The 24497-nt window shown below is 33.0% G+C and carries 27 protein-coding genes; 26 read left to right on the top strand and 1 reads right to left on the bottom strand.

The window, feature by feature from the left end:
- Window positions 1-4 precede the first annotated feature (4 nt).
- From BMY18_RS04705 to BMY18_RS04610, 23 genes are all read left to right on the top strand, one after another.
- A complete protein-coding gene (locus BMY18_RS04705) occupies window positions 5-193 on the top strand; it encodes a putative Se/S carrier protein (protein WP_092451116.1) in 189 nt (62 codons plus the stop codon).
- 10 nt (window positions 194-203) lie between these two features.
- On the top strand, window positions 204-2360 hold the full coding sequence (locus BMY18_RS04700) for a DEAD/DEAH box helicase family protein (RefSeq protein ID WP_092451114.1): 2157 nt from the start codon (window positions 204-206) through the stop codon (window positions 2358-2360).
- Window positions 2350-2514, top strand: a complete 165-nt coding sequence (locus BMY18_RS20960) for a hypothetical protein (RefSeq protein WP_170841298.1) — start codon at window positions 2350-2352, stop codon at window positions 2512-2514. Before BMY18_RS04700 ends, BMY18_RS20960 begins: the two co-directional genes overlap by 11 nt.
- Window positions 2511-4532, top strand: coding sequence for an AAA family ATPase (locus BMY18_RS04695; protein ID WP_092451112.1), 2022 nt, complete (start codon window positions 2511-2513; stop codon window positions 4530-4532). The genes BMY18_RS20960 and BMY18_RS04695 overlap by 4 nt, the downstream gene beginning before the upstream one ends.
- Window positions 4525-5112 (top strand): hypothetical protein, encoded by a 588-nt coding sequence (locus tag BMY18_RS04690; RefSeq protein ID WP_092451110.1) that lies wholly within the window; start codon window positions 4525-4527, stop codon window positions 5110-5112. The genes BMY18_RS04695 and BMY18_RS04690 overlap by 8 nt, the downstream gene beginning before the upstream one ends.
- A gap of 29 nt (window positions 5113-5141) precedes the next feature.
- Complete coding sequence (locus BMY18_RS04685; RefSeq protein WP_092451108.1) at window positions 5142-6017, top strand: hypothetical protein; 876 nt, start codon at window positions 5142-5144, stop codon at window positions 6015-6017.
- A complete protein-coding gene (locus tag BMY18_RS04680) occupies window positions 6014-7150 on the top strand; it encodes a hypothetical protein (protein ID WP_092451106.1) in 1137 nt (378 codons plus the stop codon). Before BMY18_RS04685 ends, BMY18_RS04680 begins: the two co-directional genes overlap by 4 nt.
- 44 nt (window positions 7151-7194) lie before the next feature.
- Window positions 7195-8199, top strand: a complete 1005-nt coding sequence (locus tag BMY18_RS04675; RefSeq protein ID WP_092451104.1) for an HNH endonuclease signature motif containing protein — start codon at window positions 7195-7197, stop codon at window positions 8197-8199.
- Window positions 8192-8776: a class I SAM-dependent methyltransferase gene (locus BMY18_RS04670; protein WP_092451102.1), complete on the top strand. Its 585-nt coding sequence runs from the start codon at window positions 8192-8194 to the stop codon at window positions 8774-8776. Before BMY18_RS04675 ends, BMY18_RS04670 begins: the two co-directional genes overlap by 8 nt.
- 145 nt (window positions 8777-8921) lie before the next feature.
- Window positions 8922-10208: a DNA sulfur modification protein DndB gene (locus tag BMY18_RS04665; RefSeq protein WP_170841297.1), complete on the top strand. Its 1287-nt coding sequence runs from the start codon at window positions 8922-8924 to the stop codon at window positions 10206-10208.
- A gap of 54 nt (window positions 10209-10262) precedes the next feature.
- Window positions 10263-10439, top strand: coding sequence for a hypothetical protein (locus tag BMY18_RS20955; protein ID WP_170841296.1), 177 nt, complete (start codon window positions 10263-10265; stop codon window positions 10437-10439).
- A 232-nt stretch (window positions 10440-10671) separates the two neighbouring features.
- Window positions 10672-11070 carry a type II toxin-antitoxin system PemK/MazF family toxin gene (locus tag BMY18_RS04660; protein WP_092451098.1) on the top strand — a complete coding sequence of 133 codons (399 nt, stop codon included), beginning with the start codon at window positions 10672-10674 and terminating at the stop codon, window positions 11068-11070.
- A gap of 707 nt (window positions 11071-11777) precedes the next feature.
- Window positions 11778-11957, top strand: coding sequence for a hypothetical protein (locus tag BMY18_RS04655; RefSeq protein WP_092451096.1), 180 nt, complete (start codon window positions 11778-11780; stop codon window positions 11955-11957).
- 208 nt (window positions 11958-12165) lie between these two features.
- Window positions 12166-12375, top strand: a complete 210-nt coding sequence (locus tag BMY18_RS04650; RefSeq protein ID WP_092451094.1) for a hypothetical protein — start codon at window positions 12166-12168, stop codon at window positions 12373-12375.
- A gap of 187 nt (window positions 12376-12562) precedes the next feature.
- Complete coding sequence (locus BMY18_RS04645) at window positions 12563-12901, top strand: helix-turn-helix domain-containing protein (RefSeq protein ID WP_092451092.1); 339 nt, start codon at window positions 12563-12565, stop codon at window positions 12899-12901.
- 164 nt (window positions 12902-13065) lie between these two features.
- Entirely contained in the window at window positions 13066-13422 is a 357-nt protein-coding gene (locus BMY18_RS04640) for a recombinase family protein (RefSeq protein ID WP_092451089.1), read from the top strand.
- The gene (locus BMY18_RS21500; protein WP_278280980.1) at window positions 13409-13540 is read left to right on the top strand and encodes a hypothetical protein; all 132 of its coding nucleotides are present in this window, start codon (window positions 13409-13411) and stop codon (window positions 13538-13540) included. The genes BMY18_RS04640 and BMY18_RS21500 overlap by 14 nt, the downstream gene beginning before the upstream one ends.
- 94 nt (window positions 13541-13634) lie before the next feature.
- Window positions 13635-13919, top strand: coding sequence for a hypothetical protein (locus BMY18_RS04635; protein WP_092451087.1), 285 nt, complete (start codon window positions 13635-13637; stop codon window positions 13917-13919).
- Between the two features lie 118 nt (window positions 13920-14037).
- A complete protein-coding gene (locus BMY18_RS04630) occupies window positions 14038-14460 on the top strand; it encodes a sigma-70 family RNA polymerase sigma factor (RefSeq protein WP_092451085.1) in 423 nt (140 codons plus the stop codon).
- Between the two features lie 45 nt (window positions 14461-14505).
- Window positions 14506-14766, top strand: coding sequence for a DUF6870 family protein (locus BMY18_RS04625; protein ID WP_092451083.1), 261 nt, complete (start codon window positions 14506-14508; stop codon window positions 14764-14766).
- A gap of 99 nt (window positions 14767-14865) precedes the next feature.
- Window positions 14866-16539: a recombinase family protein gene (locus BMY18_RS04620; protein ID WP_170841295.1), complete on the top strand. Its 1674-nt coding sequence runs from the start codon at window positions 14866-14868 to the stop codon at window positions 16537-16539.
- Window positions 16539-18233 carry a recombinase family protein gene (locus tag BMY18_RS04615; protein WP_092451079.1) on the top strand — a complete coding sequence of 565 codons (1695 nt, stop codon included), beginning with the start codon at window positions 16539-16541 and terminating at the stop codon, window positions 18231-18233. The genes BMY18_RS04620 and BMY18_RS04615 overlap by 1 nt, the downstream gene beginning before the upstream one ends.
- Window positions 18217-19830 (top strand): recombinase family protein, encoded by a 1614-nt coding sequence (locus tag BMY18_RS04610; protein WP_092451077.1) that lies wholly within the window; start codon window positions 18217-18219, stop codon window positions 19828-19830. The genes BMY18_RS04615 and BMY18_RS04610 overlap by 17 nt, the downstream gene beginning before the upstream one ends.
- A 273-nt stretch (window positions 19831-20103) precedes the next feature.
- On the opposite strand, the gene BMY18_RS04605 is transcribed toward BMY18_RS04610, so the two are convergent.
- Complete coding sequence (locus BMY18_RS04605) at window positions 20104-21111, bottom strand: LacI family DNA-binding transcriptional regulator (RefSeq protein ID WP_092451075.1); 1008 nt, start codon at window positions 21109-21111, stop codon at window positions 20104-20106.
- A gap of 201 nt (window positions 21112-21312) precedes the next feature.
- Between BMY18_RS04605 and BMY18_RS04600 the strand changes: the two genes are divergently transcribed.
- From BMY18_RS04600 to BMY18_RS04590, 3 genes are read left to right on the top strand one after another with little or no spacing between them, the layout of a single operon-like run.
- Window positions 21313-22713, top strand: a complete 1401-nt coding sequence (locus tag BMY18_RS04600) for an L-fucose/L-arabinose isomerase family protein (RefSeq protein ID WP_092451073.1) — start codon at window positions 21313-21315, stop codon at window positions 22711-22713.
- Window positions 22714-22723: 10 nt separating this feature from the next.
- Entirely contained in the window at window positions 22724-23548 is an 825-nt protein-coding gene (locus BMY18_RS04595; protein WP_092451644.1) for a transketolase, read from the top strand.
- Between the two features lies 1 nt (window position 23549).
- Window positions 23550-24488, top strand: a complete 939-nt coding sequence (locus BMY18_RS04590) for a transketolase family protein (protein ID WP_092451071.1) — start codon at window positions 23550-23552, stop codon at window positions 24486-24488.
- Window positions 24489-24497: the final 9 nt, after the last annotated feature.

The raw sequence follows: 24497 nt of genomic DNA, 5'->3' as shown, positions 1-24497 counted from the left end.
GGTAATGCATATTGTTTTTTTTAGTACAAGTGATGTATTTTCGGGAGAAGAAATACTTATAGATGCAGGTATATCATATAAAGTTGTCCCGACGCCTGTAACAGATAAAGCATATTGTGGAGTTTGTTTAAAAACAAATAGTGAAAAAGTTGTTGAATTATTGAAAAACTTTGAATTTAAGATTGTAGAATAGAGGTGGTTTGATGTCCTTGCGTGATATAAACTTATTGAGAGAATATCGCTCATATAAAAATAATGTAGTTAAAGAATTTTATATACCAACTCTCAAATCGGCAAAATTGTATCAGAGAGCAGTAGGATTCTTTACGTCAGAAGCATTAATCGAAATTTCAAAAGGGATATCTGGGCTGATGCAAAATGATGGTAAGATAGAGCTGATAGTATCCCCTATTTTGAGTCGAGAAGATATAGAAGCAATTGAGGCAGGATATAATCAGAGAAAAATAGTTTCTGATGCTATGTTGAGAGAATTTCACGAGCCCGATTCGGAATTAGCTAAGGAGCGTTTGAGCTGGATGTCGTATTTGATAAGGATTGGAAGGCTAGAGATAAAAGTTGCATTTACAAAAAGTAATTCACAACTATCAATGTATCATGAAAAAATGGGTATTATTACCGATATTAATGGAGATAAAATTGCCTTTGCAGGATCAATGAATGAAACAGCAAATGCATTTTTCAATAATTATGAGTCCTTTGATGTTTACTGTTCATGGAATCTGTATGAAAATAATCGTGTGAATGATAAAGAAAAAGCTTTTTTTAATATCTGGAATAATGAAGAAAAGAAATTAGAAGTAATGGAATTCCCAGAAGCAGTAAAAAAGGAATTGCTTAAATATTCTACTGAAAATATCAGAACAGAACTTGATGCTGATTTGGAAAATCAAAATATTGAAAACAAATGTAAAGTGAAATTTGGAATCAATAAAGATATTGATTTATATGACTACCAGATTGATGCTATTAACCAGTGGGAGGAACAAGAATATAGAGGTATATTTGATATGGCCACAGGCACTGGAAAAACGTTTACAGGTTTAGGCGCAGCATCTTGGCTTTTTAGAAAAAGGAAGCGTCTTGCTGTAATCATTGTTTGCCCATATCAACATCTTGTAGAACAATGGGTTGAGGATATAGTTAGATTTGGATTTGATCCCATTATTGGGTATTCTACTTCCATGCAAAAAAATTGGAAGGAAAGACTTAAAGATGCGGTCATTGATTTTGATTTACAACTGGAAGATGTTATTTGTTTTGTGACTACAAATGCAACTTTTAGCTCTGATTTTGTAAAAAACCAGGTACAAAAGTTAGGGAAAGATACATTAATAATTGTAGATGAGGCACATAATTTCGGGGCATATAAACTTGGGAAGTCATTAAATCCTAATATTGAATATAGATTAGCATTATCTGCTACGTTGGAAAGACATGGTGATGATGAAGGAACAAAATTGCTTTATAATTACTTTGGTAAGAAATGTATTGAATATGGATTAGAAAGAGCAATCAAAGAAGACAAGTTAACACCATACTATTATTATCCAATAGTTGTACATTTATCGGAAGACGAACTACAAGAGTATATGAACCTATCTTATAAAATATCAAAGTGTTGTGGTATGTCTAATAATGTAGATTCTATAAGCGAAGCAGCAAAATCATTATTAATTAAAAGAGCACGTATTGTTGCAGGTGCAATTTATAAAATAAAAGCTTTAAAAGAAGTTATGAAAAGTTATAAAAATGATAATCAAATGCTGATATATTGTGGTGCAACGAAACCCTATAGCGCAGGTAAAGAATGGGACGCTTCAGAACAAAGTGATGAAAGGCAAATAGTACTGATTTCAAAGATGCTAGGTGCAGAGCTAGGTATGAAGGTTCGACATTTTACTTCTAATGAAAATTCTATGGAACGTGAACATATCAAAGATCAATTTGCAAAAGCAGATCCATATCAAGCATTAGTGGCAATAAAATGTTTGGATGAAGGTGTAAATATACCTAGTATAAAAACTGCATTTATTTTGGCAAGTAGTACAAATCCAAAAGAATATATTCAACGACGAGGAAGAGTATTACGAAAGTATCCAGGAAAAGAATATGCTAAAATATATGATTTTATTACTCTACCACGGAATTTGGATGAAGTGGACGCTTTTGAAAATAATAAGTCGGAAATATCATTAGTAAAAAAAGAAATGGAGCGAATGGGAGAGTTTGGAAGGATATCGAAAAATCCGGAGGATACTGACCGCTTGTTAAAAGAAATTAAAAATGTATATGGGCTAAATTTATTAAATATTGAGGAGGAACCTGACTATGAGTTATGAGTATGAAGATAATGAATATGATGAAAAAAAAATAAAATTTTTAAAAAAACAAATATTGCAGGAAGAAAAAAGTAATATTGTAACAAAAAAAGATTCAGATCAAATGGTTAAGGATATTCGTAAACTAATAGAAAAGGTGGTGGATGCAAATTGAGAATAGAAAATATTGAACTAAATAATTTTAGACAATATATTGGAACTCAAAAAATTGAATTTTCGCAAGATCCGGAACGTAATGTTACCGTTTTAGTTGGAAAAAATACATCTGGAAAAACCACGCTTATTCGTGCATTTGAGTGGTGCTTATATAGAAAATATGGATTTGAAGATGAGATCTTGTTAAATAGTCAAGTGGCTGAGCATATGAACGAAGGCGAGACACAAGATGTATCCGTAACAATATCATTGTGGCATAAGTATTCAATAGATGATAAAGCGACAAGGTATATTATTAATAGAAAAGCTACTTATTTATGCGCAGGATTAGATGCTATTAATGGTAAAAGAAAAATATCTCTAGCTAGACCAATTTCTGGAAGTGTTCAATGGTTAAATGATGATGGGCAAACCTATTCTGATGTTGATGCTGGAAGTGTAAATGCATCTATTACTAGATTATTACCAGAGGATTTATCTGGATATTTTTTCTTGACAGGAGAGCGCATAGGTGCAATTACAGAAAACAAAGATTTAAAAGAATCAGTTAGAGGGCTAATGGGACTTAATGTTCTTGAAAATACGATGAATCATTTAAAGAAAATTTTGTCTACATATAATAATGCATTAAAGCAATCCGGTAATAGTAATATTGAAAATGCTCAGAAAATGATGGAAGAAAAACAAAATCAATTAGATAGATTAGGAGAAGAAATATTTAAAGTACAAGATGCTGTAGATTTTTATCAAAATGAAAAGGCGGAATGTTCTGCAAATTTGAAGAAAAATAATAACGTAATAGAGGATCAGAAAAGAAGAGAACAATTAGAGTCTATTATTGAAGATACTAAAAATACTGTTGCCAGTGGTAAAACAGGAATGGCAAGTGGATTTAGTGTAAATGCATTTTCATTTTTCTTAAAGCCTCTGACAAATAGGGTTAATGAATTTATGGAAAAAGTGGCAGATGAAGTAGATTGTGTTCCGGATATGTCACAACCTTCTATCGATTACATTATAAATATAAGGAAAAAATGTATATGCGGAACAGATGTTTCAAAGGGAACGTTAGCATATCAGCAATTGATTTTTGAAAGACAAAAAATGCCACCAGAAAATATTGGCTCAGCAGCAAGAAGATATCAGGAGTATACTAATCAATATTCAGAGATGGGAGATAACTATTTTACCATTATTGAATCAAAATATAGGGATTATCGAAGAAATAAAAAAGAGTTGGCTAGAAGGATAGATGAAAAACAGAATATTGATAAATCATTGGGAAATGGTAGTATTGATGCAAAAGCACTAAATTATGCATATACTAATGCTGTTTCAATGTTGGAAAAGAAGAGTAGGGAGATTAAGAATTTATATGAACAACAAGGGGCATTAAAAAAAGAAATAGATAATTGTAATAATATTATTAATGAACTCCTAAAAAAAGATAAGAGTAATGTTAAATTGCGGGGATATATAACATATACACAGATGTTATTTGATTGGGTTAATGAGGCATATGCTTCAAAAGAAGTTTCTATACGCTCTCAGCTTGAAATGAAAGTAAATTCTAATTTTGTTAAAATGTATCATGGGAATAGAAATATTTTGATTGATTCAAAATATCGAGTGAAATATTCTGATGTGACGACTGAAGAATCTGACGGATTAAAAGCAGTTAAAAATTTCGCATTTGTTTCAGGGTTGGTAGAAATGGCCAAAGAGGCATTAACAGGGGAAGATGACATTGAATTAGGGACACAATCCTTCCCGATGGTTATGGATGCACCATTTTCAAATATTGATGAAATACATATAGCAAATATTTGCAGTATTTTACCGGATATTGCTGAACAAGTTATTATCGCCGTTATGAAAAAGGATTGGGACCAAGCATCAGATAGATTGTCAAATAAAATAGGAAAAACATATTTAATAGAAAAAGATATTGATTCAAAGGGAAATGAAATTGAAACATCCACACACTTTAAGGAGGTGAAGTTGCTTAATGTTTGATACAGATTATAAGATTAATGGTATATATGCCACATATTGGAAAGAACTATGTAGACGACAAAAAAGAAAAGATGAATCGGAAGAGGAATATAGAAAGGTACATTACAAAATTTTTAATACATATATGGATTGTTATATGGCAGCAACTGTATTAGGTATAAGATATGGTCGGGTAGGCAATCTTGTGCTCCAGGAAAATAAAGATGATGCAGGTATGTTGTCAGAAATATGTATAAAGAAGGCAGAAACTCTAAAATATATATATCAGCTTGTAATGATTCTGGAAAATGAAAGAAATTTGTCTGATGAAGAAAAGTTAGAAAATGCATTTCGAATTTCAGAATATGATGAGAATGGGAATATCGATGAACCGGCGGCTAAAAGAATAAAAGAAAATATGATGATTTTCGAAAAATATTTTTTTGGTGGACTAGAGATTTTGCATGAAGCATTTGTAGAAAAGTGTATTACTGATGATGATTATATTGATGAAATATATAATTTTACAAAGCGATATCAAGATGAATACTCATTTGATGATAGCAAAGAGGTTGATATTGATGCAATACTAAAAGGTTGACGTAGTAAATTGCATGGGGAGGAGGAGCAATGAGTGACGATAAAATAGTGAGAGAAATAAATAAAACACTTCAATTTCTCGATGAATATGCAGTAGCTTTGTTATCAGAATATAAAAAGAAAGATGATATAAAAATTGCAACTGAAACTGAGAAAATATATTTTCGTCTGGAAAAAATTATGAATTCACAGCAAGAATTCAAAAAATTAAGAAGAAAAGTTGATGAAGGTAGAATTGTTGAGTCAAGAGAATATATAGCAAATATCTTAAAGAGTTTTAATGATATTTTACTTCTTAGCAATATTAATAGCCAGACATTTCTAAAAATAGAATTATTGGATAAGAAAATCCAAAGAATTCAAAAAGAAAATAAGATTGATGAATTAGTAAAATCACTTGATTACAGCCACTTATTAGAAATAAGTCCGACAAAAGCTGTATATGCCATTATAACAAAACTATTCTATGAAAATAAAATCACTGAAACCGACCTCAATAACTTGACTAATGATGACTGGTGCCAGGAGAATTTTTGCTTGAAACGAGCAGCTATTTTGCCAATAAAAAAAACAGAAAATGAAGAAAATATACACATTATTAACGGCATTCGAATGTATTTCAGTCACCCATACGTTCTAGGGGTAAGAGAGTATTATGTGTATTGTCTTGGAACAAACAAAATAAAAGAGCGGTTGATTAACTTTTACAAATATAAAATGGATATGATTTCTTTAGATGAATATTTGCAGCTATTAATGGGTGATCAGACAAAAATAACTATGAGTGATGAAGATGATACGAATGATACATTTGTTTTTGATTTCGATGTCGAAAATGTTAATGATGATATTTTTGATGATGCAGAAAAACTCCTTTGTTGGATTAATAAAGGAGGCGCAAATTGAATATAGTAGATGCAATAAAAAAAGATATGGAGATTTTAACATTATTGTTAAATAGACTAAATAAAGAAATAGATAAATCAAACAAAGCTGTTGATATCGGCATGTCTTTGACTCATAATGTGGATTATTTGAATTACATATTAGAAACCATATCAACTATTGAAAATGTAGAAAAATGTAAAAAAGGATTAGAAGATAATTTGAATCTTCTATTAGCAAATAATTTGATTACCAAAGAAGTTGATAACGATACAAAACAAATTCTGATTGAAGCTGTTGAAAGTGGTGATTTTGATGGAAGATTACCAGATTTATCTGTTGAAGAAATACTTGAATTAAAACCACAGGATATGTTAAAATTTATCTTTTCTAAATTAGAATTTGATAATAAGTTATTTTTGACAGACATGGAAAATTTGGAAACTGATGACTGGTGCCAAGAAAATATAGAATCTCCATATGCATTATTAAGAAAGGTTAATTGGAAAATAGATGCGAATTTTCAGAGATGTGTTGATGGAAAAATAAAGTATGCATCTACAACAATCACGATTTTTGGAGATACATATTTCTATTTGTCAGGTATAACAAATAAAATGTCTATACGGTTAATGAGAATGTTCAAAACAAGATATGGTTGGTATGATAAGTATATCAAAGAACAGATGAGTAAATTGAAAAAGATTTCAGTAAAAAACAAGTTAAACAACATCATTATTGAGAATAGTTTAAATATTAAATATTTAGAATATAATGGAATGTTGTTTGATGAATATACATTACCATCATGCTTTTATATTCTTTTTACAAATATGTACAAATCGCATGGTATAGATGGTCAATTTATGGAAGAGATTAATAGTCATGGAGTAAAATGCATTTCGAATAATGCGCAAGAACTAAAGAATCCAAGAATGGTAGATGATAATTTATTCATACAATGTAATTTCTCTGTCAGTGTAACGGCAAACTTAATGAAAGTTGCCCTGAAATCATATGATGATGATGATGCTTACGTTTATGCCGAAATAGTGCCTAAAAAAGCTCTTGATAAAAATATATCATATGAAAATGATTTGTATTCAGAAGATGCTATCATGGAAAAATTGGTAAGAGTATTGGCAGAAAAGTAATGTACATGAATTAATAATACAAGGGGGTAAGGAGGTGGAAATTCATGGCGGGATTTGAGCTGAAAGAAGGGAAATATGTGAATAGACTTGCTTCGGATGATGATTTATGGGCAGCCTTGAGTAGCGTTTTTTCTTCATGTTCAAAAAATGATTCAAGCTATAAATATGGTTTTTTAAAGTCAATCATTGATAATATATATAACGTAGATGAAGAATTAATATTGTCTTTTGATCAATTGTTTTCAAAGTTTGCTGAAATATATTGGAACTTGATACTAAAATATGAAATTAAGCAAAAGTCAATTACTAATGATAATAGACAAACACATTTGGAGCAGATTCTTCATGAGACAGCTCGAAAGTATAAAATATATGAAGGTGTCCCCTTTGAATCTTTACCTAAAAAAATCATTGCCGAGGTATCTCATAAGGTGAAAATGAAATGCAAAACATATGTTGTTGGAGCGTTATATGAAGATACAAAGCAATTGTTCTACTCATTTTCTAAAAAAGATGAATGGATACAAATTAATCCATTAATGTATGAGTTTATATGCAAACATAAATCAATTATAGAAAAATTAAATTATTATGAATGGGCTAAATTTCTGGAAAAAGTAAACAATGATTCGGTAATGTCACATTTATTGGATAAACTTGATGAAAGTGCAAAAAGAAATAATTTATCTGCTTATAGGCAAATATTATTTGAAGAATTTGAAGAAAGAGTTTGCTTTTATTGCGGAAGAAAGTTATCAATAGGAAAGATAGAAGTTGACCATTTTATTCCATGGTCATTTATTAAAGATGATAATTTATGGAATTTGGTTTTATCGTGTTCAGAGTGTAATCGTCAAAAAAGTGATAAGTTGCCAGACAAAATTTATTTAAATACGCTTGCAGAACGAAACAATGTTATTATGATTGAATCAAACTATGGTGGAATGAAAAATTATCGAAATGATAAGTTAAAATATATATACTACTGGGCAAAGATGAATGGATACAATAAAATATGGAAGCCCACAAATGTTGTAAGTCATGAATAGTACACGAAAGTATTATGAGAAAAATTCTAAAACATACTTTGATGCAACGTATAGCATACCAGTAAATTTATATAGTCCTTTTTTAAAATATATTCCAGAGGGTGGTTTAATAATTGACATAGGTTGTGGTAGCGGAAGAGATAGTAAGTATTTTTATGAACATGGATATATAGTAGAAGCTCTTGATGAATCTACAGCATTATGCAAAATTGTCAAAGAAAATATCAGGATAAAGGTCATTAACAAAAGTATTCAGGACTGGAAACCAGAAAAATTATATGATGGTATATGGGCATGTGCCTCATTTTTACACTTGAATATTGAAGATTTAAGTAGCGCTTTTGGGAAACTGAAAAAATGTATAACTGAAGAAGGGGTAATATTTGTATCTGTAAAATCAGAAATTGAAACTGGGTATCAAGATGATGGCAGATATTATATTAATTTCACAGAAGATTTACTTGAAGATATTTTACATCAAAATCAAGAATTGCATTTAGAAGAATTATGGTACACAAAAGATAATATGGATCGAAATGATTTCAAGTGGATGAATTTTATACTGAAGAAACTATAGTTTGGAGTATGTGTTAATAAAAGCATACTCCTTTGTTTTACATAAAAATTGATATGTTTTATAAAACATTTGACATGCTTCGGAAAATGGTGTAATATTCCAGTATGAAGTATAAAATAATTTATAAAACATGGGAGGTATGAAAATGGGATTAACATTGTTAGCTCAAAAATGTAAGATGGGAAATACAGAATATTATCTTACAAAAATTAAGGCAAGTACATTGATTCAAAATGTTGGTTATGCTTCTGAAATGCCAAACTGGCCAGATATGAGTATAGATGAAAGAATGCAAAGAGAAATAAAAGGTGAAAGAGTAGCCTCTGATATAGTACCGTATATAATTAATGATCCTAACTGGTTTTTTGGGGCGCTTATCGTAGATATATATTCAGGATGGGAAAATGTAAAATATCAGCCAATAAAAGAAGTTGTAGACGTGAAATTAGCAGCATATGATGACACTTTAAATGAAGCAGGTTTTTTGACACTTCCAGATAATAAAGTTTTAATTGCATTGGATGGTCAACATCGATTAGCATCATTAAATATGGCGATACGAGGACGAAATGGTGTTCCGGGAAGTGTGAAATTGTCTGAGACAATTTTGAATGAATTGGAGGCACATCCGGAGTTTGCTGATGCAGATATAAGTGTTATTTTTGTTGAACATAAAAATGATAACAATAAAATACGTAAAATATTTAATAAAGTTAATCGATATGCCAAGCAAACCTCAAAAAGTGATAATATTATTACATCTGAGGATGATGTAATAGCAGTTGTATCAAGAAAAATGTTTAATGGAGAAAATGCACCATTAAAGAAAATTAATAATGTTGAGATAGTTAATTGGACATCAAATACTATTCCGTTAAGAAGTAAGCAATTAACAACACTTAGTGCTCTTTATACAATAACAGAAGCAATTTTATCTCATTACGATATAACTGCAAAATCCGCTTCAAGTGATGAAAATATATCAGAAGCAGAAGGGATTATGAAAAATTTTTGGAATCTGTCAATGGAAGGAATAACAGTATTCAAAGATTACATTTCATATGTTAAGAACGGAAAACCACTTGAAAATTTGAGAAAAGCAGATCTATTATTAAAGCCAGTAACCCATATGGCATATGCGCAAGCAGTGTATACGATTTTAGAAATGGGCTTTGAGTATGAAGATGTTATTGAAAAGTTTAATAGAATTGATTGGTCATATGATAATCCTGTATGGATAAATGTTTTGATAACTAATAGTGCATCAAGAAATATGATAACTGGGGGACAAGCAATAAGAAATGCGGGAAAAATTATAGCATACATGATTATTGGAGAGAGTTATTCAAAGAAAGAAAAAGAAGAATTACTTAATATACTTAGGGATGCTGCTGATGATAATACTGTAGAACTTCCCCAAATAATAAAATAAAGTCAACTTAACTGAATGTGATTAATGAGTGTGTAAGTAGAAAGGGTGATTTGAATGCAAAATGTGTCAAGCAAAGAAAATATAATTCATACGCAGGGGATTCCAACAGGACTAGTTATTGGAGAAAAAAAGGATATTAATGGTAGAAGAGCATTAGAAGTAAAGAATCACAATAAAGTAGATTATATTTATGCAGATGAACTTGTGAAGATGTTATTTAGTCCTTTATAGAAAGAATGGATGTTAGGCAATCCTATACGAGAGATTGTCAGCAATAAAAAAATATACAAACTACTTGGACGAGCTGGTCCGATATGAGTCAAAGCCGGAGTAGTGTTATACCATCAGAAGTGATGGTATAACACTGCTTTGGCTTTTTGTTTTGAAAATTAAGGAATCCGGATCCTTTAAATATAGATGTAACTATTAACATAGCAAAATTGATAATGTGGAGGAATATAAAATGGTTAAAAATAATCATAGCAGAGATATTGCCTTAAGACGTGGAAATATCGTGTGGGTGGACTTTGGAATCTACGCAAACAGGAGCAAGCAGGGTGGAATAAGACCTGCATGTATAGTATCTAATAACAAGTGTAACGAACATAGTCCAGTCGTTACAGTAGTACCGATTACATCAAAAAGTAAGAAGAAAGGGTTACCCACACATATAGATGTAGACAAAAAGGATGCCAGTGGACTTATTCGTGATTCTGTTGCATTAACAGAGCAGATTCAATCAATCGATAAAATGGACATCAGAAAAGTGTCAGGCATGATTACTAATCAAAGTGTAATGAAAAAGATTACAGGAGGTATTGCAATTCAGTGCGGTATATATTTGATGCCGGAATTGGATTAAAGACGAATTGAGGTACTACCTATGGTATGAATAACAATAAGATATGATAAATGTAATTACAATCCAAACAGATTAATGGATTTGCGAATAACAAAGGATGGGTATGTATATATTGAAGCAAAGTGCAAGAGAGATGGAATTGTTCAGGTGGATATTACTGAGGATGTACAGAGATCATTTTCATTCTGGAGTGATCAAAAGAGTGCATAGATTTCATTTAAAAAATGGATGCTGCGAGGGTTGTGCTTAATCCTCTGCAACATCTAATAAATAATAAATGCAAATAAGTATCAATATTCAAATTATCTATAAAGCGCAAAATAACTTCGAGACAAATACACTAAATTGATATTAAATATAATATTGTAATAATTATTCAAAATGTAGATATTTAATTAATTAGAAAATACATAATTTATTAGTATGCCCAAGTTAAAATATAAATATACAAATATTTACAAATATTATTGCAATATTTGTAAAATCATGGTAATATATTTTTATATTAAGAAGATAGATATTTTATAATAGTATTTTTTATTATACATAAATAGAATAGTTTTAATTAGGTTTCTCTAATACATAGTTATAAAAATTTGAAATTGGTTATTTTGACAACAATTCTCAAGTGAACTATGTCTTTAGGGATTTTTTTATGCCCTACAGGAGACTTGTTGATCTAACAAACCTAAGGAGGAATCTATTATATGCTAGAAAGAGTAGTAAGAGTAGTTGTAAGAGAAGAAGGATACAAAGGTATTGTATGTGTATTTATTTGCGAGGAAGATGGTTCTGTATATTTAGAAATAAAGGAACCTGGTGTAAAAGAAAAGAAAATAGTTAAATTTAATAAGTATCTTAAAATCATAGAAAGAATTGTAGCATAAGTTATTAAAAAGATAGCGGTGAATGTGTTAAAACTATTAGAACACCACTGCAAAAGCAAGTATCAAATAAAGGACACGAAGCATAAAATAATTCTTGACACAAACGTACGTTCGATTTATAATTATCTCATCGCTACCAAGGAACCGATGGAAAGGTTACCTCAAGATTTTGTTAAGCAGCACCTGAAAATTTCGAGGAGGTGTTTGAATGAGTTTTGCAGATGAAGAAATACACGTACATTGCCCCAATTGTTCTAATAAAAGATTATTTGATTGTGGAGTAGCTTCCGAAGGTGTTATTAGAATTAAGTGCCCTTGCTGCACAGAAGTATCCGTTATTAATTTAAAACATGTGACAGAACAACAAAGACAAAGAAGAATTGTAGCATATAGCAGAATTGCTACTAATTTCATATAGTGACTACTGAGCCACGCATCCGCATAGAGGTTTGACAGGATCAAATCCGTTATAGGGCAAGTTTGAAAACCGCAGCCTATAGCCACGAGAAGCAAATTGCCAGAGTAAGAATGAGACGAATAAAGTCTCTTCTTATTCTGGCATTTTTTTGTTTAAAAAGAATTCAAAACTGGAAGGAGGTAATACCGTGCAATATTTTGACAGCATCAAATATGGTGAACGAATAAAAGAAATAAGAGAAATAAGAAATATGAAACAACTAGATTTGGCAATAGCAGTAGGCTATTCAGATTCAAGACAGATTCAACGTATAGAAGTTGGCAGTAGTACAAGCAGCATAGATAAGTTAGTAGAACTAGCTCAGGCATTAGATATTAGCACGGATTACCTTCTATTTGGAAAAGAGGAACACATAACCGATAATAAAATCTCTGACTTCTTAGTAGACAAATCACAGGCAGAACAGGAATTCGCATTTAAGATGTTAGCAGCATTCTTTGAAAATAAAAACCTATTAGTTAGTTGAAACACGACATCAGATGTCGGGTGCAGCGACATACGGTGTCGTTTAGAAAAAAGATAAAGTAATCTAAAATTAAATCATGGTTGATGGTCACACCGGTTACAAACCTAAAATTGAGTACAAGCGCGCAAAGTAACTCAAGAATTATGAAAGCACAGGTGATTAATATGATTTTAATTTTAATAAAAGAAAGAGCATTTGGATTTGTGAAATCACGTAAAAGTGATTTGAAAGTGATGGATATGGGAGCACAGATGTATCAATTTGCAGAGGATAATGGACTGAAGCTACTAGATGTAATAGTTGATCGCAAGGGTAGTTATGATGTAGATAGACCAATAATTAATGAGCTAATGGAAGGCTTAGAGTCAGGGAGATATTCTGTAATTCTTGTCAGAGATATCAATGATATTACGGCGGATAAGGATGAGCAGAAGTATTTCTTAATGCAGGTTAAGAGATATGGCGGTGAGGTTGTATCTATTTATGATGGTTCAATGAAATGCAACTATGATGAATGCTGATTCAGATAATTATTCATATGTGATTTATGCAAGTGAAGTAGTTGTTTATGCGGCAGATGGCAAGAAGGTAGTTAGCTGTCCAACTGAAGATGAGGCAGTTGAATATATCAGAAATTAGGTAGAAGGCCAATAGAAGTTGCCAGAGCATTACAAAAAAATATTAATTTTGCTCTGGCATTTGTATTAGATGCGTTAAAGAAAGAGGCGTTTAGATGAGAATTATTCGATGCAGAAAATGTAAGCAGAGATTGTTTGATATAGAAGACGATGATTGCAGGAAGATTGCAATTAAATATGAAGACAAGAAACCAGTTCATATAGACTTTTCGAGGGTTTCAAAGGATAGCGTCAATAGTAGAGATGATTTTCTAAGACATGGATTCAATGTTACCTATCATCCGGCAACAACATCAGTGGAATACGCATGTCCACGGTGCAAATTAAAATTCTTGATTAGTTTACACACTGGAAGAATGAAAGAAATAGTAACTAAATAATAGGACCACCAGATATTTACGCTGGGGAATTGCTGTAAAGGGTTTATAGCAGTCGAATTAGCGTAGATTGTCATGGCTATTCAGGCTCCCCCTTTCGCAAAAGAAGGAGGAAGCAGATATGTCAAAGAAATATATAAGTGTAGAAGGTACTTTAGTTGAAGTAACAGAAGCGGTATACAAGGAATATTACAGATTAGCTCGGTTTGAGAGATACCAAGAAGAAAGAGATTTGGAAAAAGGGACATTTGCTTATGAAAATCTTTTAAATGGTGAAACGTCAAGAGGAGATTTAGTCGCAGATATGTTACAGAAATCAGTGGAAGAGCAAGTGGAATTAAATATTCTGAGTGAAGCACTCAGAGAAGCCATTAATATATTAAAGAAAAGAGATCAGGAGTTTATTTATCAGATATATTTTTTAGGCAAGTCAATTCGTATGCTTGCTGATGAAACTGGAAGATCTTCTTCAGCACTTTCAAGACAGCATATAAGAATTATGAAAAAGTTAAAAGATATGATGAGTTGCAAATATTATGCATAGTGGAAAAGCTGTATTGAATAATCTGTATAGATTTGGAGGTGTGAAATGACTCGTATTGAAGCTGAAAATGAGATAAATGCAATGAAAAATGTAGATATCAGAACGGTTGATAAAGGGCAATTAGTTGACATTAGGACAATAAGTATTGACGAGAATCTCCCTTTGGAAGAAAGAATTATGGATTTCTTACAGAAAATTCGTAATCCATATTGTTACCGAGTGGGGAAGATAGCAGTGAAGATTGAATATGAGGATACAGATATCACATTTGAGCAGAGATTTGAAAAAATTTTAGCAAATGGATAAAAAAACTATGGAAATTCTTTGAAAGTTATGTTAACCTAAAAAAGGACTAAACTTTGTGGGATTTCCATATTCCGTTGATAGAATATGGAGGTTCACAATATGAATAAGAATACAAGTACAAATATTATCTATAATGCTGATATCTATGTACGATTATCTAAGGAAGACGGCGACGTTGACACAGGTAATAAGTACGAGAGTAATAGCATTTCAAATCAAAAAGAGCTGATAAAACAGTTCTTAATTTCATACCCGGAAATAAAAGTACATGCCATTCGTGAAGATGATGGTTACACAGGTACTAATTTCAATCGTCCGGGTTTCCAATTAGTATTACAAGATGTAAAAGAAAAGAAAATTAATTGCATAATAGTTAAGGATCTTTCCCGCGTAGGGAGAAACTATCTGAAGGTAGGTCAATACGTTCAAGAAGTCTTCCCATCTATGGGGATTCGTTTTATTGCAATTAACGACAATTATGATTCGTTAAATTCCGTTGGAGTTGATGATGATATTATTGTGCCCTTTAAGAATTTATTGAATGATGCATATAGTAGGGATATTAGCGTAAAGATTCGTTCCAATTTGGAGGCAAAGAGAAGAAAGGGCGAATATACGGGTGCGTTTACTTCTTTTGGATATAAGAAGTCTGAACAAGATAATAATGAGCTAGTAGTAGATGATTATGCTGCTAAAGTTGTAAACGACATCTTTATTTGGAAATTAGATGGGATAAATCAGACTGGAATTGCGGATAAGTTGAATTCGTTAGGAATTCCTTCACCAATGGAATATAAAAGGGTGAAAGGCAGTAATTTTCAATGTAGCTTTAAGACAAATAATAAAGCGAAATGGTGTGCACAGACGGTATCTAGAATTTTGAAAAATGATATTTATATTGGAACACTTACACAAGGAGTAAGATCAAAGCCAAGTTATAGAGCGGATCATCTAGTGGTTAAAAATAAAAAGGATTGGATTATCAAGGAAAATGCAATTGAACCAATTATAGATAAAATGAATTTCATCAGGGTTCAAGAAATAATGGAACGAGATACAAGGACAGCACCAGATGAAACCAAAGTATACGCATATGCTGGTCTATTGTTTTGTGGTGATTGTAAACATAGCATGATTCGTAAGACGGTTCCTGGTCCTAATGGTAAGAAATATGTATATTTTGTCTGTTCCTATAATAAGAAAACAAGTAGTTGCAAGTCACATTCTGTAAAAGAAGAATCATTAAATCAAGCCATATTAATGTCTATACAAAAACATGTTGGTTCTATTTTAGATATGGACACAATTTTGGATGAACTTTCAGAATTAGATTTCAATAAAAGAGAATTAGCAAAACTGGACGAACGTGTTTTATGGAATGACGAAGAGATTGCTAAGTGTAAGAGTCTGAAATTGTCACTATATGAAGACCTGCGAGAAGAAATTATTGATAAAGATGAATATATGTATCTTAAGCAGGAATATCAGCGCAGGATTGATGAGGCCCAAGGGGGAATCAAGCATTTACATGAAGAAATCTCACAGGTATTTGACGATAAAGGTGAACGTAAAAGGTGGGTTGAAATATTTGAAAAGCATAAAAATCTTGATGAGGTATCACGTAAAGTGGCTACTCAGCTGATTGACATTATTTATGTGTATGAAGATGGTAGAATCAGTATTCGGTTTAAGTTTCAGGATAAATTTGATACTTGTACACGATATATTGAAAAACTTCAGAAGCTTTTACAAATGAAAAGGGAGGCAATCTAATGGCAAGAAAATCAAAATATGTTGATAATGTAGTTGATAATCAGACTACAAATATAGAACAAAATGTTGTTCTCACAGCAATCTATGCTAGAAAGTCAATAGAAGATGATAGTTCGCTAGAAATTCAGATTGCGATGCTTAATGATTATATTAATGCACAACATGATTTTGTGTTATACAAAATATATTCAGATAATGGCTTTACTGGAACCAATTTTGAGAGACCAGGCTTTAAACAGATGATTGAAGATATGGAAGCGGGGAAGTTTACAGCAGTTATCGTAAAAGATGGTTCAAGGCTTGGCAGAAACTACTTAGAGGCTGGTGTATATATGGAAAATGTATTTCCAGCTTATAAAATTCGATTTATATCTGTTAATGATCATTATGATAGTGCAGATTTAAAATGTAAGAGAGACACAATATCTATTCCCTTAAAAAATATGATGAATGAACAGTATTCAAAGGATCTCTCAAGAAAGCTAACGTCTGCTTTCCGCACAAAACAACTATCTGGGGAGTATATTGGAGCATATGCACCTTACGGATACAGTAAAGATATAGGTAACTGTAATAAACTTGTAATAGATGAAGAAACAGCACCAGTTGTAAGGCGGTTATTTCAAATGAAAATAGATGGTATAAGCGATTGTGAAATAGCAAAAATACTCAATAAGGAAAGCGTACTATCTCCATTTGCACATCGTTATGAAAAAGGTCTTGTAAAAGCTGATAAATATAAAGGGATGCCTTGGAAAAAGGGAACTATTGCACAAATATTAGTAAGCCCAATGTATCTCGGAAATATGGTACAAGGTCGTTTTAAACAATCACTAAGTAATAGAGAAGTACAACATAAGCGCCCAGAGAATGAATGGATTATAGTAGAAAATACGCATGAAGCATTGGTATCAAAAGAAACCTTTGATGAGGTTTTGCATATTATCAAACTCCGTAAGGAGAAGTATCAAATAAATTTGGAGCAAGCAGGAAATAAGTATTCATATGAAAATCTTTTTAAAGGAAAAATATTTTGTTCAGATTGTGGAAGAGCAATGGTGTTAGGAATTAATCACATAAAATCAGGAACACAATATTATTATCGATGCAGACTTTATGGAGAAAGTAAAGGAACAGAGTGTAAGCAGAGAAGTATAAGAAAAGATCGGCTAGAGGCAGTTGTATTAGATACTATTATGATGCACTTCAAGAATTATTCTGATTATGGGAAAGCCATTCGTGAAATGAATAAAACACCTGAAGCAAGAGTAAAGAAGAAAGAATATCTAGAAAAAATATGTACCCTTGAAAAGGAAAAAGCTAGAAATGTTACGTTGGCTGCTGGGTTACATAGTGATTATAAAGAGAGCCTTTTGGATAAAGAAGAATATCAGTTTGCAACAAGCCAATATAACGACAGAATTAGTAATCTAGATAGTCAAATTGAGGCTTATAGAAATAAGAACAATTTATATTCAGAAGAGTATGGGGGCAGTGATAAATTAAACAAGAATATTCGTAAGTATTGCAAAGTTAAAAAATTGAATCAGGAAATGGTAGACCAGTTAATTAGTAGAATCGAGGTTTGCCAAGGCGGTGATATAAAAATCAATCTTAATTTTAAGGAAAAATTTGATGAGCAGTTGTCAATAGTCATTCAAAGGAGGAACGAAATATATGGAATCGCAGAATAATACAATAGCAGTTTATTTACGGCTATCAGAAGAAGACTATGATGTTGGAAGTAAAGATTCATTGAAAGAAGAAAGCAATAGTATTTCTAATCAACGAAAATTGGTAAATGATTATCTAAAACGTCACAAAGAATTTGCGCAATTAGTTACATTAGAATATTGTGATGATGGATATTCAGGAACCAATTTTGATAGGCCTGGTTTTCAGAGAATGATTAGTGACGCATCTACTAGAAAAATAGGAATCATTATTTTAAAAGATTATTCAAGATTAGGAAGAAATTTTCTTGGGGTTGGACATTATCTGGAAGAGGTATTTCCAGAATTAGAAATACGGGTTATCTCTATAAATGATGGTTATGATAGTGAAAATGTAATGGAAACATCAGATGGTATCAGTATTCCAATGAAGAATCTTATTAATGATTATTATGTAAAAGATTTGTCTAAGAAGGTAAAGAGTGCTGTTCATAGCAGACAGAAAAAGGGTGAATTTATTAGTCCATATGCTATATTTGGATATAAGAAGGCTCCCACTGATAAACATAAGTTGATTATTGATGAAGAGACAGCACCAATTGTCAAACTGATATTTAAGTATGCACTAAACGGTTTAAATGGTTCTAATATAGCACGTAAATTGAATGGACTAGAAATCTTTACGCCAGCGGGTTATAGTAATACTAACAGACACAGAAAGTATGTGATTGATGATAAGACTGTATGGACATCACCGAAGGTCTTGAAGATTATCAGGGACCAAAGGTATGCTGGCGATATGATAAGTAATGTCAGAGTACGTACGAAAATCGCAAAGCAAGAGAGTGAACGTGTAAATAGAGATGAGTGGATTATTGTTAAAGGAACTCATGAAGGGATCGTTAGTAAGGAAATATATTGGAAAGTAAATAATGATATTATGCCCCCTACGGAGAAGGAAACTATTCTGCTTGGTGACTATAGGAGAAAAGGATTCTATTACTGTGCAGATTGTGGAAGATTGCTCAGAAGGAGCCATACGACGATTAATCCTTATTATGAATGTGCTAGAAGTAGATACACTGAAGATAAATGTTCAGAAATTAAGGTGTATGAAAAGGATATGATGAGTACGATGGTTGAATTAATACAAAATCATATTAAGCTGCTATGTGATACAGAAAAACTTATTAGAGACTTGAAACAGAAGATATATAAAGAAAATAAAGCAGAAATGACGGTAGCTGATGCAGATAATGCGATTAATAAATTGCAGCAGACAAAAATGAATCTGTATGAAAGATATCGATTAAACTCAATTTCAAGGGAAGAATATATATTGCGTAAGAAGCAGCTTGCAATGCAAATTGAAGAATTGGAAGAAAGAAAACTGAAAATTTGCAATGGAATTGGTGATAGGGAAGAACGGGAAATATTAGAACATAAATTGAGTGACTTAATAGAAAAATATAAGAATGTAAGTGTTTTTTCAGATGCGGTTATGAATGATTTGATTGATAAGGTGATCGTCTATTCAGAAGAGAGAATTGAAATCAAATGGAAATATCAGACTGAATTTGAGGATATGCTGATGAAGTTGCTGGAGCAGGTGGCATAGTAGTGGGGGAGACGCAGAAATACGTCTCTTTTTCTATGTCCTTATTACTGGAAGGTATGTATGTTAAATTAAGTAAGGTATAATTAGGTAAATAAACAACAAAAGAACAACAGTTCGAAAATCTTGTTGATACATACAATAATTTGTATTATACCTAGATTGAAAAACTAAATTCTATAATGCAAGAGTTCAACCTTTAATTAGTCTTTATATTCGTCAGATGAAAATGTTGCTATTGATGTATCTTCACTTATCCTATGTTAAGAAAGAATTCTAAACGGAAAAACGTTTTACTAGTGTTGTAGAAACCTCGATTTTTGTTGTGTAAGGAACTGGTGTATTAATACATTCCACCAGTTTTCGAACTGCAATCTCAGCCATGTGTAATCTGGGAATGCTGATGGTAGTCAGTGTTGGATCGATGACCCTGCTTTCTGAAATATTATCAAATCCTACGATGGAGATATCTTCCGGAAGCCGATAACCACGGAGCTTTAAGGCCTTCATTGCACCGATGGCAATAAGGTCGTTATCCGCGAAATAACAGTCGGCCAAGGAAACATTCTGATCCAAAATTTCCAACATATCTGCAAAGGCTCCATCAATGGATGGAGCTACTTTATGAACAATACAGTTGGAAGCAGCCATACCATTATCACGGACCGCTTTCTGGAAACCTTCCTCACGCTCCGTAAAATTACGAAGTGGTAGCGATGACTGTAAATGTCCAGGTTGTTTCATTCGGCGAGAAATTAGATAATCTGTAGCAAGATAAGCCCCATGACGGTTATTGATCAACACACTGTTGCAGTTTAAGGAATCATAATAGGAATCCAGGATCACCGTTGGGATGGAAAGGGTGAGAAATGATTTCCCTGCTTCCTCGCTCAGTTCAGTGCCCAGAAGAATAATCCCAATGCAGTCAGAAACACGTAGATCTTCTAATAATCTTTGTAATACATCTCTTTTTTCATAAAAATTAAGGATTTTCACTTTATAGTTCTGAATCTGACATTCCCGTTCAATTCCATCCATCAATTCATTAAAAATAGGAGAATAGGATATAACTGCATTACTGTTCCGGTACCAGATGGTATAAATGCTTCCATTTTTATTTGACTTCATGGATAGCTTGGAAAAGTCATATCCATATTTTTCGGCTGCTTCCATAACCTTTGATCGGGTTTCCGTACTTACTCCAGCTTTATTATTTAAAGCCATGGAAACTGCGGTGGTAGATAAATTTAGTTTTAGTGCAAGTTCTTTTGCTGTGATGGACATATTTAGATCCTTCCCTGGTTACATTCTTATATTCTTATATTCTTATTATATGAAAATATGAAAATATAGCAAGTGTAAAGTTAAAATAAAGTTATAAATAAAGTTTATTCCACTTTATTATTCATTGTAATAAAGTTTTAACAAAACTATACTTTAGTCATAGATAAACTAACAAAACTGATTTTAAGGAGGTTAAGAACTATGGATAAAATCAAGCTTGGCTATGCGCCAACTAGAAGAAGTATTTTCAGTGCACCTGATGCAATCAAATATCGAGGACTGACTGCGAGACGACTAGAGGAGTTGGGAATTTGCTTTGTAGATATCACGGATATCAATGAAGAGGGTCTTCTATATAGAGATGAAGATATGTATAAGATTGCAGAGAAGTTCAAAAGAGAGAAAATCGATGGACTTTTCCTTCCCCACTGTAACTTTGGAACAGAATATGAGTGTGCTAGACTTGCAAAAGAGTTAAATGTACCGGTTCTATTATGGGGACCTTTGGATGAGAGACCGGAAGCCGATGGAACGCGTCTTAGAGATACCCAGTGTGGTCTGTTTGCTACAGGAAAGGTATTAAGGAGATTTGGAATTCCATTCACCTATCTGACCAACTGCAGATTAAGTGACACTGTATTCGAGAGAGGCCTTCGTGATTTTCTTGCAGTATGTAATGTAGTGAAAACTTTTAAGAGTATTCGTATTCTTCAGATTTCCACAAGACCATTTGATTTCTGGACCACCATGTGCAATGAAGGGGAATTGTTAGAGAAATTTAACATTCAGTTGTCACCAATCCCAATGCCAGAGCTGACCAATGAAGTGAAGAAGGCAAAAGAAGATAAGACAGAAGTAGAAGAAGTAATGCAGTTCTGCCGTGATAATATGGAAATCTGTATCAAAGACAACGAACTGGAAAATGTCGCAGCGTTGAAAGTAGCAATGAAGCGTCTGGCCGTTAAGTATGGCTGCAAAGCCATCGCCATCCAGTGTTGGAACCAGCTGCAGAGCGAACTTGGCATTATGCCATGTGCAGCAAACTCTTTATTAAACGATGAGGGAATCCCGGTTGCGTGTGAGACTGATATCCACGGCGCCATTACATCACTTATGGTGGAAGCAGCAGGAATGGGCGAGATCAGAAGTTTCTTCGCAGATTGGACTATCCGCCATCCTGATGTGGATAACGGTGAGCTGTTACAGCACTGTGGTCCATGGCCTATTTCCATTGCAAAAGAGAAAGCAAAATTGACCTATCCACTGGCATTTGATTATCCAGGAAGCATCACTGCAGAGGCAAAACACGGAGAGGTGTCATTGGTACGTTTCGATGGAGATAATGGAGAGTATTCGTTATTATTAGGTAATGCAAAAGGAATTGATGGTCCGAAAGGAATTGGGACTTATCTTTGGGTAGAAGTAAAGAATATTAAGCGTTTGGAAGCAAAAATTGTGGAAGGGCCATACATTCATCATTGTGTAGGAATCCATAAAAATGTGGTCCCAGTTTTATTTGAAGCATGCAAATACATAGGCGTAAAACCTGATTTTTATGACCCGATTGAAGAAGATATAAAAGCTTATCTGAGAGGTGAATGATATGAGTGATATGAAAGAATTAAGCAGACTTGCTTATGATCTTAGAAAAGAAACTATTGATATGATTGTAGCTGGTAATAACGGTCATATTGGTGGAGATATGAGTGTGATGGAGATACTCGTAACACTGTATTTTAAACAGATGAATATCAGTGTTGAAAACATGAATGACAATAATAGAGACCTATTTGTTATGAGCAAAGGACACTGTGTAGAGGCTTATTATGCAGTACTTGCTAGAAAAGGTTTTCTGGATATCAAAAAAGTAACAGAGGACTATAGTAAATTTGGGTCCCAATTTATTGGACACCCAAATAATAAACTGCCTGGAATCGAAATGAATTCTGGTTCTCTAGGGCATGGACTTCCTGTCTGTATAGGAATGGCATTAGCTGGAAAAATGGATAAAAAGGATTACCGTGTTTATACTGTGATGGGTGATGGAGAACTGGCAGAGGGATCTGTATGGGAAGCTGCAATGGCAGGAAACCAGTATCATCTGGATAACCTCTGTGCCGTAGTAGACCGCAACCGTTTGCAAATCTCCGGTAATACAGAAGATGTTATGGGACATGATGATCTTTATACTCGTTTTGCAAGTTTTGGCTGGCATGTGATAAATGTGGCTGATGGTAATGATATTGAACAGCTCAATGCAGCCTTCGAAGAAGCCAAAGTGACCAAAGGTAAACCAACTATACTGATTGCCAACACTGTAAAGGGAAAAGGTTCGACAGTAATGGAGAATAAACCTGCATGGCACCATCATATTCCAACAAAGGAAGAATATGATTTGATAATGAAAGATTTTGAAGCTAGAAAGGAGATGTTATAATATGAATAAAATTCCAAATCGTAAAGCAATCTGCGATGTGTTATTGAAAGAAGCAGAAACAGATAAAAGCATTGTAGTACTCTGTAGTGATTCCAGAGGTTCTGCGTCCATGACCCCATTTGCTGATGCATATCCAGACCAGTTTGTTGAAATGGGAATTGCAGAGCAGGACTTAGTTAGCGTGGCAGCAGGTCTCGCAAAATGTGGAAAAAAATCATTTGCAGCATCTCCTGCATGTTTTCTTACTACCAGAAGCTATGAGCAGTGCAAGGTAGATGTGGCGTATTCCAATACTAACGTAAAACTGATTGGTATCAGTGGAGGTGTCAGCTACGGAGCCCTTGGCATGAGCCACCATTCTGCACAGGATATCGCAGCATTATCAGCAATTCCAAATATGAGAGTATATCTCCCAAGTGATCGTTTTCAGACTATAAAATTGGTAGAAGCATTATTAAAAGATGAGAAGCCTGCATATATACGTGTGGGAAGAAATCCTGTAGAAGATATTTATAGTGAAGAGAATTGTCCTTTTGAAATGGACAAAGCCACAGTGATTTGTGAAGGAACGGATGTAGCAATCATTGCCTGCGGAGAAATGGTTCACCCAGCATATGAAGCCGCTGCGTTACTAAAGGAGTCAGGCATTAGTGCCACGGTAGTAGATATGTATTGCGTGAAGCCTTTGGATAAGGAAGCAGTAGTGAAAGCAGCTCAGAATGCTAAGGTCGTAATTACAGCAGAGGAGCATGCACCATTTGGAGGACTTGGCTCCATGGTAAGCCAGGTGGTCGGAAGTGAATGCCCACGTAAAGTGGTCAACATTGCATTACCAGATGAACCAGTAATCACTGGAACTTCTCAGGAAGTGTTTAGTTACTATGGAATGAATGCGAAAGGCATCGCAAAAACTGCTAAAGAAGTACTTGCAAAAATATAAAGAGAGGAA

Origin of the sequence: [Clostridium] fimetarium (genome assembly GCF_900111235.1) — a bacterium.
In the GTDB taxonomy this organism is placed as follows: domain Bacteria; phylum Bacillota; class Clostridia; order Lachnospirales; family Lachnospiraceae; genus Clostridium_N; species Clostridium_N fimetarium.
The sequence above is the reverse complement of the archived record's forward strand: the minus strand, read 5'-3'. Positions and strand labels throughout refer to the sequence as shown.

Excerpts from the sequence above, each read along its gene's own strand:
- BMY18_RS04705 (WP_092451116.1), top strand. The coding sequence starts at position 5 with ATGCATATTGTTTTTTTTAGTACAAGTGATGTATTTTCGGGAGAAGAA.
- BMY18_RS04700 (WP_092451114.1), top strand. The coding sequence starts at position 204 with ATGTCCTTGCGTGATATAAACTTATTGAGAGAATATCGCTCATATAAA.
- BMY18_RS20960 (WP_170841298.1), top strand. The coding sequence starts at position 2,350 with ATGAGTTATGAGTATGAAGATAATGAATATGATGAAAAAAAAATAAAA.
- BMY18_RS04690 (WP_092451110.1), top strand. The coding sequence starts at position 4,525 with ATGTTTGATACAGATTATAAGATTAATGGTATATATGCCACATATTGG.
- BMY18_RS04685 (WP_092451108.1), top strand. The coding sequence starts at position 5,142 with ATGAGTGACGATAAAATAGTGAGAGAAATAAATAAAACACTTCAATTT.
- BMY18_RS04675 (WP_092451104.1), top strand. The coding sequence starts at position 7,195 with ATGGCGGGATTTGAGCTGAAAGAAGGGAAATATGTGAATAGACTTGCT.
- BMY18_RS04670 (WP_092451102.1), top strand. The coding sequence starts at position 8,192 with ATGAATAGTACACGAAAGTATTATGAGAAAAATTCTAAAACATACTTT.
- BMY18_RS04665 (WP_170841297.1), top strand. The coding sequence starts at position 8,922 with ATGGGATTAACATTGTTAGCTCAAAAATGTAAGATGGGAAATACAGAA.
- BMY18_RS20955 (WP_170841296.1), top strand. The coding sequence starts at position 10,263 with ATGCAAAATGTGTCAAGCAAAGAAAATATAATTCATACGCAGGGGATT.
- BMY18_RS04660 (WP_092451098.1), top strand. The coding sequence starts at position 10,672 with ATGGTTAAAAATAATCATAGCAGAGATATTGCCTTAAGACGTGGAAAT.
- BMY18_RS04655 (WP_092451096.1), top strand. The coding sequence starts at position 11,778 with ATGCTAGAAAGAGTAGTAAGAGTAGTTGTAAGAGAAGAAGGATACAAA.
- BMY18_RS04650 (WP_092451094.1), top strand. The coding sequence starts at position 12,166 with ATGAGTTTTGCAGATGAAGAAATACACGTACATTGCCCCAATTGTTCT.
- BMY18_RS04640 (WP_092451089.1), top strand. The coding sequence starts at position 13,066 with ATGATTTTAATTTTAATAAAAGAAAGAGCATTTGGATTTGTGAAATCA.
- BMY18_RS21500 (WP_278280980.1), top strand. The coding sequence starts at position 13,409 with ATGATGAATGCTGATTCAGATAATTATTCATATGTGATTTATGCAAGT.
- BMY18_RS04635 (WP_092451087.1), top strand. The coding sequence starts at position 13,635 with ATGAGAATTATTCGATGCAGAAAATGTAAGCAGAGATTGTTTGATATA.
- BMY18_RS04630 (WP_092451085.1), top strand. The coding sequence starts at position 14,038 with ATGTCAAAGAAATATATAAGTGTAGAAGGTACTTTAGTTGAAGTAACA.
- BMY18_RS04625 (WP_092451083.1), top strand. The coding sequence starts at position 14,506 with ATGACTCGTATTGAAGCTGAAAATGAGATAAATGCAATGAAAAATGTA.
- BMY18_RS04620 (WP_170841295.1), top strand. The coding sequence starts at position 14,866 with ATGAATAAGAATACAAGTACAAATATTATCTATAATGCTGATATCTAT.
- BMY18_RS04615 (WP_092451079.1), top strand. The coding sequence starts at position 16,539 with ATGGCAAGAAAATCAAAATATGTTGATAATGTAGTTGATAATCAGACT.
- BMY18_RS04610 (WP_092451077.1), top strand. The coding sequence starts at position 18,217 with ATGGAATCGCAGAATAATACAATAGCAGTTTATTTACGGCTATCAGAA.
- BMY18_RS04605 (WP_092451075.1), bottom strand. The coding sequence starts at position 21,111 with ATGTCCATCACAGCAAAAGAACTTGCACTAAAACTAAATTTATCTACC.
- BMY18_RS04600 (WP_092451073.1), top strand. The coding sequence starts at position 21,313 with ATGGATAAAATCAAGCTTGGCTATGCGCCAACTAGAAGAAGTATTTTC.
- BMY18_RS04595 (WP_092451644.1), top strand. The coding sequence starts at position 22,724 with ATGAAAGAATTAAGCAGACTTGCTTATGATCTTAGAAAAGAAACTATT.
- BMY18_RS04590 (WP_092451071.1), top strand. The coding sequence starts at position 23,550 with ATGAATAAAATTCCAAATCGTAAAGCAATCTGCGATGTGTTATTGAAA.